At 41.9% G+C, this 15,004-nt stretch carries 14 protein-coding genes; 6 read left to right on the forward strand and 8 right to left on the reverse strand.

What is annotated here, in order from left to right:
• Window positions 1–11: 11 nt before the first annotated feature.
• Window positions 12–884 carry a pirin family protein gene (locus tag J690_RS12145; protein WP_032036080.1) on the reverse strand — a complete coding sequence of 291 codons (873 nt, stop codon included), beginning with the start codon at window positions 882–884 and terminating at the stop codon, window positions 12–14.
• Between the two features lie 277 nt (window positions 885–1,161).
• Here J690_RS12145 and ycaC point away from each other — a divergent pair, with 277 nt between their 5' ends.
• Window positions 1,162–1,788 carry an isochorismate family cysteine hydrolase YcaC gene (ycaC, locus tag J690_RS12150; protein WP_002052204.1) on the forward strand — a complete coding sequence of 209 codons (627 nt, stop codon included), beginning with the start codon at window positions 1,162–1,164 and terminating at the stop codon, window positions 1,786–1,788.
• A gap of 6 nt (window positions 1,789–1,794) precedes the next feature.
• Entirely contained in the window at window positions 1,795–2,784 is a 990-nt protein-coding gene (locus J690_RS12155) for a LysR substrate-binding domain-containing protein (protein ID WP_032036081.1), read from the forward strand.
• 104 nt (window positions 2,785–2,888) lie between these two features.
• Here J690_RS12155 and J690_RS12160 read toward each other — a convergent pair whose 3' ends face one another.
• On the reverse strand, window positions 2,889–4,337 hold the full coding sequence (locus J690_RS12160) for an NAD-dependent succinate-semialdehyde dehydrogenase (protein ID WP_032036083.1): 1,449 nt from the start codon (window positions 4,335–4,337) through the stop codon (window positions 2,889–2,891).
• Window positions 4,334–5,626 (reverse strand): 4-aminobutyrate--2-oxoglutarate transaminase, encoded by a 1,293-nt coding sequence (gene gabT / locus J690_RS12165; RefSeq protein ID WP_000369968.1) that lies wholly within the window; start codon window positions 5,624–5,626, stop codon window positions 4,334–4,336. Before gabT ends, J690_RS12160 begins: the two co-directional genes overlap by 4 nt.
• 156 nt (window positions 5,627–5,782) lie before the next feature.
• Here gabT and pdxR point away from each other — a divergent pair, with 156 nt between their 5' ends.
• Window positions 5,783–7,282: a MocR-like pyridoxine biosynthesis transcription factor PdxR gene (pdxR, locus tag J690_RS12170; protein WP_032036086.1), complete on the forward strand. Its 1,500-nt coding sequence runs from the start codon at window positions 5,783–5,785 to the stop codon at window positions 7,280–7,282.
• Between the two features lie 66 nt (window positions 7,283–7,348).
• On the opposite strand, the gene J690_RS12175 is transcribed toward pdxR, so the two are convergent.
• Together J690_RS12175 and J690_RS12180 are read right to left on the reverse strand one after the other, a co-directional pair.
• Window positions 7,349–8,791, reverse strand: a complete 1,443-nt coding sequence (locus J690_RS12175; RefSeq protein WP_002117418.1) for an amino acid permease — start codon at window positions 8,789–8,791, stop codon at window positions 7,349–7,351.
• A 305-nt stretch (window positions 8,792–9,096) separates the two neighbouring features.
• Window positions 9,097–9,645: a helix-turn-helix domain-containing protein gene (locus J690_RS12180; RefSeq protein WP_002117406.1), complete on the reverse strand. Its 549-nt coding sequence runs from the start codon at window positions 9,643–9,645 to the stop codon at window positions 9,097–9,099.
• A 68-nt stretch (window positions 9,646–9,713) separates the two neighbouring features.
• On the opposite strand from J690_RS12180, the gene J690_RS12185 reads away from it, so the two are divergent.
• Together J690_RS12185 and J690_RS12190 are read left to right on the forward strand one after the other, a co-directional pair.
• The gene (locus J690_RS12185) at window positions 9,714–10,409 is read left to right on the forward strand and encodes an AzlC family ABC transporter permease (RefSeq protein ID WP_005804464.1); all 696 of its coding nucleotides are present in this window, start codon (window positions 9,714–9,716) and stop codon (window positions 10,407–10,409) included.
• Window positions 10,406–10,729, forward strand: a complete 324-nt coding sequence (locus J690_RS12190; RefSeq protein WP_002117414.1) for an AzlD domain-containing protein — start codon at window positions 10,406–10,408, stop codon at window positions 10,727–10,729. Before J690_RS12185 ends, J690_RS12190 begins: the two co-directional genes overlap by 4 nt.
• Window positions 10,730–10,770: 41 nt before the next feature.
• On the opposite strand, the gene ssb is transcribed toward J690_RS12190, so the two are convergent.
• The 3 genes from ssb to J690_RS12205 form a co-directional block, all read right to left on the reverse strand.
• On the reverse strand, window positions 10,771–11,358 hold the full coding sequence (gene ssb / locus J690_RS12195; protein ID WP_005066890.1) for a single-stranded DNA-binding protein: 588 nt from the start codon (window positions 11,356–11,358) through the stop codon (window positions 10,771–10,773).
• A 51-nt stretch (window positions 11,359–11,409) separates the two neighbouring features.
• On the reverse strand, window positions 11,410–12,774 hold the full coding sequence (locus J690_RS12200; RefSeq protein ID WP_032036088.1) for an MFS transporter: 1,365 nt from the start codon (window positions 12,772–12,774) through the stop codon (window positions 11,410–11,412).
• Between the two features lie 146 nt (window positions 12,775–12,920).
• Window positions 12,921–14,003, reverse strand: coding sequence for a DUF475 domain-containing protein (locus J690_RS12205; RefSeq protein ID WP_005066886.1), 1,083 nt, complete (start codon window positions 14,001–14,003; stop codon window positions 12,921–12,923).
• 262 nt (window positions 14,004–14,265) lie between these two features.
• Here J690_RS12205 and tenA point away from each other — a divergent pair, with 262 nt between their 5' ends.
• Window positions 14,266–14,940, forward strand: coding sequence for a thiaminase II (gene tenA, locus J690_RS12210; protein WP_032036090.1), 675 nt, complete (start codon window positions 14,266–14,268; stop codon window positions 14,938–14,940).
• The last annotated feature ends 64 nt before the right edge of the window (window positions 14,941–15,004 follow it).

Genomic DNA, 15,004 nt, shown 5'->3' on the forward strand with positions numbered 1-15,004 from the left:
AATTCGGCAATTTATGCTTCTTGCATGATTGAACCGAATTTTCCACGATTAAAATCATTAATCGCTTCCATAATCTCAGCTTTGGTATTCATGACGAATGGACCATAACCTTCAATCGGTTCATTGAGTGGTTGACCAGTCAACACTAAAAATTTAGTGTCTTCTTCTGCATTTAAACTAAACTCAACCCCCTCACGAGACAAAATCGCAACGGTTTTACCTTCAAGACGGTTTGCATCATTGACCACAACCGCACCATCTAATATCACAACAAGCGTGGTGTGACCTTCAGGTACATAGAGGGTATGTTTTTGGCCTTTAGCCAATTTACCATCCCATACATTTAATGGACTAAATGTAGTTGCAGCACCTTTTGCATCTGCATATTCACCTGCAATCACGCGCAAATGACTACCTTGTTCGTCTAGTGCAATGTCTGGAATATCTTTCGCTTCAATCGCTTGGTATTTTCCAGGCGTCATTTTTGAATGAGCAGGTAAATTTACCCACAATTGCACCATTTCAAACAGACCACCATGCTCTGCAAATTCAGGAGAATGGAACTCTTCATGCAAAACACCTGCACCCGCAGTCATCCATTGCACATCACCGGTTTTAATAGTTCCGCCGCCGCCGCTTGAGTCTTTATGAGTCACTTCACCTTGGTAGGCGATGGTCACTGTTTCAAAGCCACGGTGAGGATGCGAACCTACGCCTTGCTGTTCAGTCGTTGGCGAGAATGTATAAGGCGCTGCATAATCGAGTAGCAAAAATGGGCTTAGGGTTTGGCCTAAACGGTCATAAGAGAATAGGTTATATACAGGGAAACCATCACCCACCCAATGCATGTGGTTATTTTGATATGCACCAAGAAATTTCTTCATCTGATCTCTCCTATATATGTAGGATTTTCTTGAACTGGTATTGATTTTACGCCTCAATAATTGCAGTTTATAGATCAGGATTAGCAACACATTATTTCATCTATGAGACAATCATAGAATTTAATGTGCTCTTTTTAAGATCGTCCTATTTTTAAAATTCTTAATCCTATTTTTTAGACTTAATCACGACATAAAACTCAACTAGCATAATTTTAGGCAATAACGACCTACTCAATAATTTTTGATTATTTATTTTGATAACACGAGGACATAAAAAATGGCTCAAGATTACGTGCGTTTAGACAAGGATAATGCTGCGGTTCTTTTAGTTGACCATCAAGCAGGTTTACTTTCTTTAGTTCGAGATATCGACCCAGATAAATTTAAAAACAATGTATTAGCACTTGCTGATGCTGCTAAATATTTTAATCTACCGACTATTCTGACCACTAGTTTTGAGAACGGTCCAAATGGTCCTTTAGTCCCAGAATTGAAAGAACTTTTCCCAGATGCACCTTTTATTCCACGTCCTGGTCAAATCAATGCTTGGGACAATGAAGACTTCGTAAAAGCTGTCAAAGCGACAGGTAAAAAACAACTGATTATTGCAGGGGTAGTGACTGAGGTCTGTGTGGCATTCCCAGCTTTATCTGCACTCGCAGAAGGTTTTGAAGTGTTTGTGATTACCGATGCTTCTGGTACTTTCAACGAATTAACCCGTGATGCTGCTTGGGACCGTATGTCAAAAGCAGGTGCTCAGCTGATGACTTGGTTTGGTATGGCGTGTGAGTTACACCGCGACTGGCGTAATGATGTGGAAGGTCTAGGTGCACTCTTCTCAAATCATATTCCTGATTATCGCAACCTGATGACAAGCTATAGCTTTAATACCTCACAAAAATAAGTTCTATTGCCAAGATTAGAGTGCCTTAAGCGCTCTAATCTTAAATTTAAATGGATTGATCGGACATTGATAAGCTCTTTTGATGATTTTTATTATTTTTATTTAGTCGTAAAACACGGCGGCTTTAGTGCAGCCAGTGATGCTGAAAATATTAGTAAATCTAAACTCAGCCGACGCATTATTGACCTTGAAAATAAATTTAATGTCAGCCTGATTCAAAGGACAACACGTCATTTTAAGGTGACCGATTTAGGCCAAGAGTTTTATGAGGAATGCTGCAAGGTTATTACTCAAGTTGAATGTGCAGAAAACGTGTTATTAAAGCAAAAAAGTGAACCTCAAGGTTTGGTAAAAGTAAGTTGCCCACCTTTAATGATGCATTTTCAAATTAGAAAAATTTTAAATCAGTTTTTAAAAATCTACCCAAAAGTTGAAATCGCGCTTGAGCTAACAAGCCGTCGAGTAGATATCTTGCATGATGACATCGACCTCGCGATTCGTACCAATTTTGAACCCAATGAAGATTCGAATTTAATTGTTCGTGATGTGATTAAAACCGATCACTGTCTGGTGGCTTCGCCTGAATTACTGCAAGGTCGCACCATTAAGCATTATTCCGAATTACAGGACTTTCCAAGTATTAGCTTAGGCACACAAAAGCAAAATTATATTTGGCATTTATGCAATATACGTAATGGTGAATCGGTTGATGTGCCTTATCAACCACGTATTAAAAGTAATGACTTGGCTGGTGTTTACTATGCCGTAATGGATGGTTTAGGTATTGCAGATCTTCCTTTTTTAACCGTTGAATCGGAAATTCGTAAAGGAACACTGGTTCATATTCTTCCTGACTGGAAGTCGAATATTGGTATGCTACAACTGGTTTATGTGTCTAGAAAAGGACAACGTCTGGTGGTCGAAAAACTCATTGAAACCCTCATTGAAGAACTCAGACGCTTACCCGAAAGCCATGAAGGATATTTGCCGACTTAAATAAAAAACCGGTCATGAATGGGCATGACCGGTTTTTTTGTGAAACATCACATGCAGTATAACTGCATGTTTTCGTTCAGAACAAAGCGAACTCGCTTTATCCCTTACTCAGATAAGTCTACGCAGAGGTATTTCATTTCGACATATTCTTCGATGCCGAATTTTGAACCTTCACGACCTAGACCTGACTGTTTTACGCCGCCAAACGGAGCAACTTCGTTTGAAATCGCGCCCGTGTTAATGCCGACCATACCGTACTCAAGTGCCTCCCCTACTCGCCATTGACGAGCTGTGCTTTGAGTAAACAAATAAGCAGCTAAACCAAACTCGGTATCGTTCGCCATTGCCACTGCTTCATCTTCAGTTTTAAAGCGGAACAATGGGGCAAGTGGACCAAAAGTTTCTTCTTTAGATACTTTCATGTCTTGCGTTACGCCAGTTAACACAGTCGGTTCAAAGAATGTACCGCCAAGTGCTGAACGCTGGCCACCGATACGAACAGTTGCACCTTTCTCAGTAGCATCAGCAATATGAGACTGCACTTTAGCAATCGCATCTTCATCAATTAAAGGCCCTTGAGTTGAACCTTCTTGACGGCCATCGCCAACTTTAAGCTTAGACACAGCTTCAACCAAACGCTCTGCCAACGCATCGTAAATGCCATCTTGAACATAAATACGGTTAGCACACACACAGGTTTGACCGCTGTTACGATATTTACTTGCCATGATGCCCTGAACCGCTTGTTCAAGGTTGGCATCATCAAATACCAGTACCGGTGCGTTACCACCCAGTTCAAGCGAAAGCTTTTTAATGGTTGGCGCACATTGTTGCATCAAGATACGGCCAACTTGCGTTGAACCAGTAAAGCTTAACTTACGAACAATATCGCTTTCGCAAAGGGTTTTACCGACTTCAACTGCATCACCACTAATGTTAATTAAAACATCTGCTGGTAAGCCTGCCTGTAACGCCAAAACTTCAAGCGCATAGGCAGTTAACGGCGTTTGCTCTGCCGGTTTAACCAACATTGAACAACCTGCAGCAATGGCTGGACCTGCTTTACGCGTAATCATGGCAGCCGGGAAGTTCCACGGCGTAATTGCAGCTGTAACACCAATCGCTTGTTTAATCACGAGCAGACGTTGGTTTGGCAACGTAGGTGTTAAGACTTCACCATCGATACGACGCGCTTGCTCGGCAAACCAGCGAATGAATGATGCTGCATAACCAATTTCACCACGTGCTTCTGCCAATGGTTTACCTTGCTCAGCTGTTAAGATTTGAGCCAGATTTTCTTTGTGCTCAAGCATGAGGTTGTACCATGCCAATAGCACATCAGCACGCGCCAAGGCAGTTTGCTTTTTCCAAGCAGCCTGCGCTTTTGCTGAACGGTTAATTGTGGCTTCAACTCCTGCACGGTCATAGGTTTTTACCCATGCCAAAGTTTCACCCGTAGCAGCATCCTTCACCTCGATATAGTCATTTGATGCAGGTGCTTCTAATGAAATATCAGGATGTTTTAATAAATACTGCAAATTATTTTGAATCATGCAGATTGCTCCATTGCTTTTGCACTACCTGCTTTTAGTGTCGCAAAACCTTGTTTCAAGATATCAAGACCTTGACGGAATTGCTCAGCAGGAATGGTTAATGGATATAAGAAACGAATTACATTACCGTATTTACCACAAGTAAGAAGTAACAACCCGTTTTCCATTGCATAGTTTTGTACAACTTTTGCTTGTTCAGCAGTCTCCAGTTCTACTGCAACCATTGAGCCCAATGCACGAATATCAGTGACCACGTCACCTGTTGCTTGCTGAATATCTTTAAGCGTAGCAACTAACTCAGCGCCTAATTCATTTGCACGGTCGCATAGGTTTTCTTCTTCAATCGCGTCAATCACGGCATGCGCAGCTGCAACCGCAATCGGGCTACCTGCATAAGTACCGCCTAGACCACCCGGGTTTGGTGCATCCATGACTTCTGCACGGCCCACAACACCCGAAATAGGGAAACCGCCGCCCAAGCTTTTCGCCATCGTGATGAGGTCTGCTTTAGTTTCATAATGGTTCATCGCAAATAACTTACCAGTACGAGCAAAACCAGATTGCACTTCATCAGCGACAAGTAAAATACCGTGCTTATCACAAATTGCACGTAAACGTTTTAAGAACTCGGCTGGCACCACATTGAAACCGCCTTCACCTTGTACTGGCTCTAGCACAATTGCTGCAACGTCATGTGGTGCAATATCTTCACTGAAAATATCTTCAACGCTTTCAATTGCCGCATCTACTGAAATACCTTTAGCAGGTACTGGGTAACGTGCGTGGAACACACCCGCTGGCATTACACCGAAATCACGTTTGTAAGGCGCAGTTTTACCTGTCATTGCCATCGTCATGAATGAACGGCCGTGGAAACCGTTACCAAACGTGATAATGCCGTGACGACCTGTGTAACAACGAGCAATCTTCACTGCATTTTCAACTGCTTCTGCACCTGTTGTGAAAAAAGCAGACTTTGCAGGACCAGCAATTGGCGCGCGTTCATTAATACGCTCAGCTAAAGCGACATAGCTTTCATATGGTGTTACTTGATAGGCAGTATGCGTAAATTTAGTAAGTTGTTCAGTCACCGCTGCAATCACTTTAGGGTGGCGATGGCCTGTGTTTAAAACCGCGATACCACCAGCAAAGTCGATAAATTGGTTGCCTTCCTTGTCCCAAAGCGTGGCATTTTCAGCTTTTTCCGCATACCACTGACACATCACGCCTACACCACGTGGAGTTGCTTGCTGTTTACGTACGTTAAGTGCAGAATGTTGATTATCCATTTGATTCCCTCATATTTTCATCATCAGTTGCAGCTTTGGTTTCTTGCATCCTGTGCTTAATTTTCAGGGTGCTTTACAACGACTGCCTATGCATGTAATTTCGCTCGTCTGATGCCAACTGACGAGAGCCACTTTTTAACTGTAGGAGAGAGCCAATTGCGTAGTTTACTTGGAGATCATTTGCTGCAACGACTCCAACAGGACACTGAAGGGAAACTACATCAACGCCTTTTCCGTTGCCTGCGTGGTGCCATTATTGATGGAGTGATCCAGCCTAAGACTCGTCTACCTGCATCACGCGATTTAGCCAGTGAAATTCATGTTTCGAGAAATACCGTTCTTAGTGCCTACGAACAACTACAGGCCGAAGGCTATTTAGAAGCACGGACAGGACATGGCACATGGGTTGCCGAAAAGTTACCAGAGAGTTTTTTAAATACACAAAACAAGAAAAAAGTAGTTTCTAGCCCAAATATTCAAAGTTCTTACGCCCTCTCACAGCGTGGCTCAAACTTATTGGGCTATGCCGCAGCGTCGCCACACCAATGGGGCGCTTTTGTGCCGGGAGCACCGGATGTGACTGAGTTCCCACATCATATTTTTAGTCGTATTCAAGCACGCTTAAGCCGAGAGCCTGACATTAACCGTTTAATTTATAGTAATGCTGGTGGATGTATTGAGCTTCGAAGTGCATTGGCAGATTACTTACGTGTTGCGCGTTCAGTCCAGTGCGATGCAGACCAGATTATTATTACCGAAGGCATCCACCAAGCTATTGATTTAGTCTCACGTGCGCTCAGTGATATAGGAGATAAAATCTGGATTGAAGACCCTGCTTATTGGGGAATGCGTAATACGTTACGTATCAATGGTCTCGATATTCAGCCGATGCCTGTCGATGCTGAAGGTATTATTCCTGAGGAAAATCCAGCAAAGCCTCCTAAACTGATTTTTGTCACACCTTCACACCAATATCCGCTTGGCTCTCATTTAAGCCTAAACCGCCGACGTAAATTGATTGAAATTGCCCGTCAGCACAATAGCTGGATTGTCGAAGATGACTATGACAGTGAGTTCCGTTTCTCGGGTCAGCCTTATCCATCTTTACAAGGTTTAGAAAATGATGCGCCTGTGCTGTACATGGGCACGTTTAGTAAAACTATTTATCCATCATTAAGAATTGGTTATTTAGTCGTACCTAAGCCGTTATTCTCGCCATTACGCATTGTGGCAGCCGAGCTTTATCGTGGTGGGCACTTGCTTGAGCAAAAAGCCCTAGCTGAATTTATTCGTGAAGGCCATTATGAAGCACATATTCGCCGTATGCGCCTACTTTATGGCAAGCGCCGCGACTACTTGGTGAGCTTAATTCAACGTTATCTTGGTCCCGAATTTATTCATGAATATGATGAAGCGGCAGGATTACATCTGGTTTTAAAACTACCAAACTCTTGCGATGATGTCGCCATTGCAGCCACAGCACTTGAACGTGGTGTTAAAGTTCGCCCTCTTTCACAATACTACATGCAGTCGCATGCACATGCCGAACGTGGACTGCTCATGGGCTTTGCCTGTGTAAATGAAAAAGATATGGTGATGGCTTTTGGGGTCTTGCTTCAATGCTTACGTGAAGCAGGCGTACCTACGCTGAATTAACTATTCTCTCGTATCAAAACAAACAAAAAAAGAGCCTCACAGTGAGGCTCTTTTCTATTTAAAAATTTAAACTAACTTTTCTTCATGACTATGAGTTAAATGGGTCGCTCTACGATCTTTACCCCAACCTAGCTTTTCAGACAGCAAACCGAAGAACACAATAATGCCGAACAGCGCTGTGGTGTAAATCACTTCTTTAAAATAGGTGCCTTCAATCAACATGGTAAGAATTGCACCAATAATTGCAAAGATCACCACATAAGTTAGATAAGGGAACATCCACATTTTAAAGTCAATTTTCACGCCTTCAGCCTCTAACTTTTTACGCATACGAAGCTGAGAATAAGCAATAGTCAGGTAAACATACAGTGTTGCTGCACCTGTTGTTAACATGAAAAAGTCATAAACATTCATACTCTCGGTTGCAGTTAAAACTACGGCAATCACAGAGAAGAAGCATGACACAATCACGCCTACCCAAGGACTACTTTTACTGTTTACAGAGCCAAAACTTTTCGGTGCATCACCACGTTTAGCTAAAGAGAACAACATACGTGAACACGTATAAAGAGCTGAGTTAAAGCAACTACATACTGAGGTTAGAACCACGAAGTTTACGATATGGCGCGCGCCAGGAATGCCTAGTGCAGACAACGTTACGCTATAGGTTCCCCAAGTTGAATCTTTCAAAAGTTCATTGTTGTGGGGAATCAAACATACCGCAACGAACATTGAACCAACGTAGAATAAAATAATTCGCCAAACCACCGAGTTTGATGCTTTACGAATTTCTTTCGATGGATTTGCCGACTCTGCTGCCGCTACCGTAACAATTTCAGCACCAATGTAGGCAAACATGACTCCAAGCAAAGCTGTGATAACGGATGAGCCGCCATTTGGCATAAAGCCTTGAGAAGTTAAATTACTAATACCAGAAGCAGCTGGATTACCCCAAGGCCACAAATGCATGATGGCTAAACTACCAATCACAAGGAAAATAACAATCGCGATGACTTTGATGAGGGCGAACCAAAACTCAAATTCACCATAGTTTTTCACGTTTTGTAAATTAACGACAACCAGTGCACCAATCACTACGACCATATAGACCCAGATCGGTATAAACGGGAACCAATTGTTTAGAATTTTACCTGCCACATAAGCTTCCCACCCCATGAGCATGGCCAGTGTACACCAGTACAACCAGCCAATTGAGAAACCTGCCCAACGGCCAATCGCACGGTCAGCATAAGTTGAAAAAGAGCCACTATCAGGGTTTAAAACGGCCATCTCGCCTAACATACGCATGATGAACCAAACGAGTAGACCACCTAAAGCGTAAGTCAAGAAAACTACAGGTCCAGTATTGTAAATAATACTGCCTGAGCCCACGAATAGAGAACCACCAATAACCCCTGCAATCGAGATCATCGTTAAGTGGCGTGATTTGAGTCCATGTTTTAAACTTTGGGAGTGATTGGCTTCAGAACCATTTTGATGAGCTGCCATATCATTTTCCTTAATATATGGAGGATATCGGCTAGTCTCGGAAATCCTCCGAAGCCAAAAAATATCCCCTAAAAATTTAGCCGTTCTGCCCAATTCCTAAAACAGAAAATTCACTGAGCTTATCCGGCGCTTCCGTATGCATACTTCCAATAGCTTTAATTTGTCGTTTCGGCACTCAAGAAACGAGAGCCATTTTTGGAATAAAAGAGAGAGCCAATTGCAAAATTTATACGCAAAATTGGCCCTTTTTGTAGGGGATGCTGGTAAATGGCTTTTAGTTTTTATTTTAATCAGATTGAATTTCTTTAGTTTTGTTCAGAAATTAATAATGCTTTTGTACCAGTTTCTAATGCTCTAAATATATGTTTCTGGTCAGCTGGATAACAAATATAGTCTCCAACTCCAAGCTCAACAGCTTCATCAATTAAGCCCACTAAAGCTTTACCTTCAACCACAATAATATGCTCCACAGAACCAACTGGATGCGGCTCTGAAAGACGGTCTTCGCCCGGCTCAACAATCAGTAAATACACATCTCGACGGGCATGTGGCGGACAAGTCGCTAACAAAATTGCTTTGTAATTGGCAATCTCAGAACTCACTGTTGGCCCATCGCCACAGCGAATCACTTGTACCTGATTGCTTGGTTCTTCCATCAACCGTGCAAATGGAATATTGAGCGCAACACAAAGTGCCCATAAGGTTTCAATGCTAGGGTTACCTTGGCCCGCTTCTAATTGTGAAAGAGTCGATTTGGCAACACCTGCACGACGAGCAACCTCTGCCAATGAAAGCCCTGCTCTTTGACGTTCACGCGTTAAACCTTTAGCAATAATTTCAATTGGCTGAGACATTCACCACATCCGTTCTATAAAAAAAACGATCGTTCGTTTTGACAAAACAATCAGACTTATTCATTATAATGGAAAATCGTTCGTTATATCATGCTATGTCCACATACTCTCTGATTAAAAAACTTAGTAAAGACACTACCCGCTCGATTTTCTTTGTATGTCTAGCGACGAGTGTCGTTGGTATGTCTTTAGGTTCACTCGCTGCAAGTTATGGCTTAGCGCTCTGGATCCCGCTTTGTCTATCCGTGTTTGTGCTCGCAGGAACTGCTGAATTTATCTTTATTGGTTTCTTGGCTGTAGGTGGTAGCCCAATTGCAGCTGCGATTGCAGGACTACTCGTCAATTTAAGACATCTACCTTTTGGTATTGCGGTCAATGAACTAATCCGTGGCAAATACTCTCGATATTTCGGGGCTCATATCATGAACGATGAAAGCGTTTTGTTTGGCATGGCACAGCCCGATTTCGAAACAAAAAAGGCTGCTTACTGGTTATGTGGTATATGCATTATGCTCAGTTGGCCACTGGGTGTAACGGCGGGGTATTTCATTGGAAGTGCTATTCCAGACCCAAAAACATTCGGCTTAGATGCCATTTTCCCAGCAATTTTAATTGCACTTACTTTTAATGCTTTAAAGAATAAATCCACTCGAAAAGCTGCATTTGCTGGATCAACTTTAGCGCTGATCACCACGCCCTTTTTGGCCTCAGGACTTCCAATTCTGATTTCACTTTTTGGCTTAATATTTGGTAGAAAGAAATGAGTCAACAATTACTAATTATTTTAGGTATAGGCTTGCTAGCACTTGGAACGTATGGGATTCGCTTTGCTGGGTTTCACTTAGGTGCCAAGTTCTCATTTTCTGAAAAATACCAAGTTTTACTCTCAAACGGTGCGACTGTTTTGCTCTGTGCGATTGCAGTGACGACAACATTTTTTGAAGGTCAACATTTTGCGGGTTTCGCGCGTATATTTGGTGTTGGCTTAGCACTGTTCTTGGTTTGGAAAAAAGTACCGCTGTTATTAGTGATTTGCTTGGCAGCTGCTGGCACGGCACTTATACGTTTGCTTGGAATTGAGTAATAAAAAAAGGCGAGATAAACTCGCCTTTTTTGAAACTTTGATTAGAACGGTAAATCGTCGTCTAAATCAGCTGGTGCAGAAGCTGGTTGTTGCGGAGCTTTAGGCGCAAAACCACCCGCTTGAGGGTTGCTTCCACCATTACCGAAACCACCTTGGTTACCATAACCACCGCTGTTTTGGCCATAGCCGCCACCTTGGTTGTTATTATTTTGATAACCATTACCACCTTGTTGAGGTGCGTTAAAACGTGGTTGGTTAAAATCATTACCGCCAGCGAAACCTTGTTCACCTTGTTGACGAGCATCTAACATTTGCATCTGGTCGCCACGGATTTCTGTAGTGTAACGCTCTTGGCCATTTTGGTCTGTCCACTGACGTGTACGTAATGAACCTTCAATATAAACCTTAGAACCTTTACGCAAAAACTGCTGAGCAATTTCCCCTAAACGGTTATGCAAAACAATACGGTGCCATTCTGTTTGTTCTTTACGTTCACCGGTATTTTTATCAGTCCAAGCTTCACTTGTCGCGATTGAAAATTGGGTCAACGAGCCCCCATTTGGAAAAGTTTTTGTTTCAGGATCACGACCCAAAGTACCAACCAAAATAACCTTATTTACACCACGCATTAGCTGTCTTCATCCTATACATTTCTATGTTTTACTTTATAAGAGTTATGCTTAAATGGCTACCTCTTTACCGAACAACTGCGTTAAATCACGTCGCGCAGCATCATCTAGAGACTGTTTATCGACTTTAATATAAGCAACTTGCTGGTCAGGCATCACCACAACTTCTTCGATACCACGAATTGCCAATAGCTGTGTGGTCCACTCATTCACCTGTTGCACTTGCGGCAATGGCAACACAATCGATGACAAATACCGCGGCTGAGCTAAACCAAAACTAATTAGCAACCATATTATAGCAATCCCTGCTAAGACACTCCATCCAATCGCAGTATTATGTAACATCAATAATTGACCACCTAGTGTGCCACCAAAAAAAGCGCCTAAAAACTGACTACTGGCATTTACGCCCATAGCCGTTGCTTTTGACTGAATTGGAGCAGATTTTGACAGCCAAGAAGGCAATAAAGCCTCCATCACATTAAATGCAATAAAGAAAATTCCTAAGCCAGCGAGTAATACATATTTTGATTGATAACCAAATATGAGCAGCAGCAAACCTGCAATAATCCCTGTAATTGCTGTTAAGAAAATCCCGCGCATTTTGCGATATTTTTCAGCAATGATGATGCTTGGAAATGCAAAGAACAGGCTAATGACTAACAGCGGCAAATACACCAAACCATGGCTCGCCAAAGGAATATGCGCAAACTCGATGAGCTGTGAAGGCACATAAATAAACATGGCTGTCAGCAATAAATGCAATGCAAAAACCGAAACGTGTAAACGGTTTAAATCACCCATTTGAATGACTTGCTTAAGCTGTGCCATGTAGCCTTGCTGATAATTACGATGATGGCGAGTGACTTTAGGTACAAGCAATAACATCGCAATCGCAATTAAGCCCATAATGGTCGTGACAAAGAATAAGCCAGAAATGCCGACAAGGCTTGTGAGCCAAGGCCCAAGGCTAAACGCCACTACAAAAGACAGACCAATACTCATGCCCATGGCAGCCATGGCTTTAGTACGCTGCTCTTCACGCGTCACATCGGCTAAAAGCGCCATCACGACTGCTGAAACTGCACCAGCACCAGCGATAGCACGGCCAATAATTACACCATAAATGGTGTCAGATAAACCCGCAATTGCACCACCAATCGCAAACAGTAATAGACCAAATACTACAAGCGGTTTACGGCTAAAACGGTCTGCCAGTAAGCTAAATGGAATTTGTAAAATCGCCTGACTTAAGCCGTAAACCCCGACAGCCAAACCAATGAGTGCTGGAGTCGCATATTGATATGACTGCCCAACTACAGCAAAGACAGGAATAATCATGAACAAGCCCAACATGCGTAGCGCAAAAATACTACTTAAGGCAAAAGTTGAGCGACGTTCCAAAGCATTCATCATATCAATACACGTTATCAAACTAGGTAAATTATAAGCCGATTCGTTTCTAAAAATACGGAACACCTTATTTAAAATAACGATTTGGGCTTAAAAAAATAAAGAGGCATTTAGCCTCTTTATTCTATCGAACTTTACTGAAAATTAGCTTAAGGCGATTGTTGCTCACGCTTTGAATATTGAATTGAAGCAATAACCGCCCAAACAATAAACGCTACACCAATTAAACCAGTAACAACTTCAGGTACATGTACGCCTGTACCACTTGCAATCATAATGAATGCTAAAGCACCGATCGCATAATGCGCACCATGTTCTAAGAACACATAGGCATCTAGTGTGCCTTTTTCAACAAGGTAAACTGTCATTGAACGGACAAAAATAGCGCCGATCGCAAGGCCCAGCATAATCACGACAACATCGCTAGTAATTGCAAAGGCACCGATCACACCGTCAAAACTGAATGATGCATCTAATACTTCAAGATATAAGAAACCACCTATACCCGCTTTAACTACGCCAGAAGCAGCGCCCGATCCATCTTTCATAATAGCATTGCCATCTTCGTCAATTTCAGGCTCACCACCTAACATATGACTTAATACTTCAACGCCAATATAAACCACAATGCCCCAAATCCCAGCCATAGTCACCACAAGGCGCTGCGACTCATCAACATTTGCTGCCATAATTAACATCGCAATGAGAGCAATAAAGACAGACATTGCTGGTACGCTTGCTAAACTAGAAAGTTTAGCTTCAAGCCATCTGAACCAATGGGTTTCTTTTTCTTCATCAAAGAAGAAGTTTAAGAATACCAGTAATAGGAATGTTCCACCAAAAGCCGAAATTTCAGCGTGATGTGCCATTAAACGTTCAGAATAGGTTTTCGGATCATTGAGTGCCAATTTAGCTACTTCAATCATTCCCATATCCGCAGTCACGGCAACAATCGCCACCGGGAAAATTAAACGCATACCAAAAACGGCGATTAAAATACCTACCGTTAAAAAGAGCATTTTCCAGAACGGATCCCAGTTACGTAGAACCGATGCATTTACGACAGCATTGTCAAAAGATAAAGAGACCTCCATTACAGCTAAAATGGCTGTAATGGTTAAAGCTTTAAGCATGGTAGACACGCCCGCTTCAGGTCCGTGGGTAAAACCCCAATACGCGGATAGTGCTAAACACACCACCGTAAAAAATATCGAAAATCGGAAATGCTTCATGGATCAGACCTATACCAAGAATAAATTTAATCTTTCTTAAAAACCGCCGCTATTATATCGATAATTAACCACAAAACGATGTTGTTTTGTGCCGTTATTCCCTTTACTTTATCTCTCTGTTTAATAAAGAAATTTATAATATTTAATTAACTCATTAATCGTATTAAATATTTTCTTTCGATATATCTATCATTATTATTTTTGTATTTTAAAATTGATTTAAAATCTGGTTCAGCTGTCTTAATTTAAATGGAATGTTTTTATGCTTTTTTCTCAAGAACTTTGGCAACGTAATTTAAATTTATATCAAAAAATTCTAGACCTGCCTTTTAATCAGGAACTTGCTAACGGTACTTTAGATAAAGAAGCTTTTTGTCATTATGTTATTCAAGATGCTCAATATTTAGTGGCCTATGGTCGTGTGCTTGCGGTTGCAGCAGCTAAGGCGTTTGAGGCTGACGATATTATGCAATTTTCAGATGCAGCTAAAATTGCGATTGTGGTGGAGCGTAGTTTGCATGATGACTTCATGAAAAACTTTGGAGTAACCAAAGAAGAATTTAAAAATACACCATTAACTTTGGCAGGCCACCACTACACTTCATTTTTAACAGCAACTGCTTGGTCTGAGAGCTACCCTGTTGTACTCGCTGCACTTTTACCGTGCTTCTGGATTTATGCCGAAGTTGGCAAAGATATTGTAAATAAATCAATTCCAAATAACCCTTACCAAGCATGGATTGATACCTATGCAGGCGAAGAGTTCCATACCGCTGTTCGCAATGTGATTGCGACGGTAGATAAAGTTGCAGTACGTTGTGATGCCGACACTTTAGAAAAAATGCATGCCGCTTACACCATGGGTGCAAAACTTGAATGGTTATTTTGGGACAGTGCCTACCACCAAAGACAATGGTTAGGTTTAGATCACATTTAAAACTTCAAAAGAATCGGTCAGTGCACTTAATAGCCTGATCGATTTTCAATAAAATGCGAGACAG

Origin of the sequence: Acinetobacter sp. 742879 (genome assembly GCF_000588535.1) — a bacterium.
GTDB classification, from domain to species: Bacteria; Pseudomonadota; Gammaproteobacteria; order Pseudomonadales; family Moraxellaceae; genus Acinetobacter; species Acinetobacter pittii.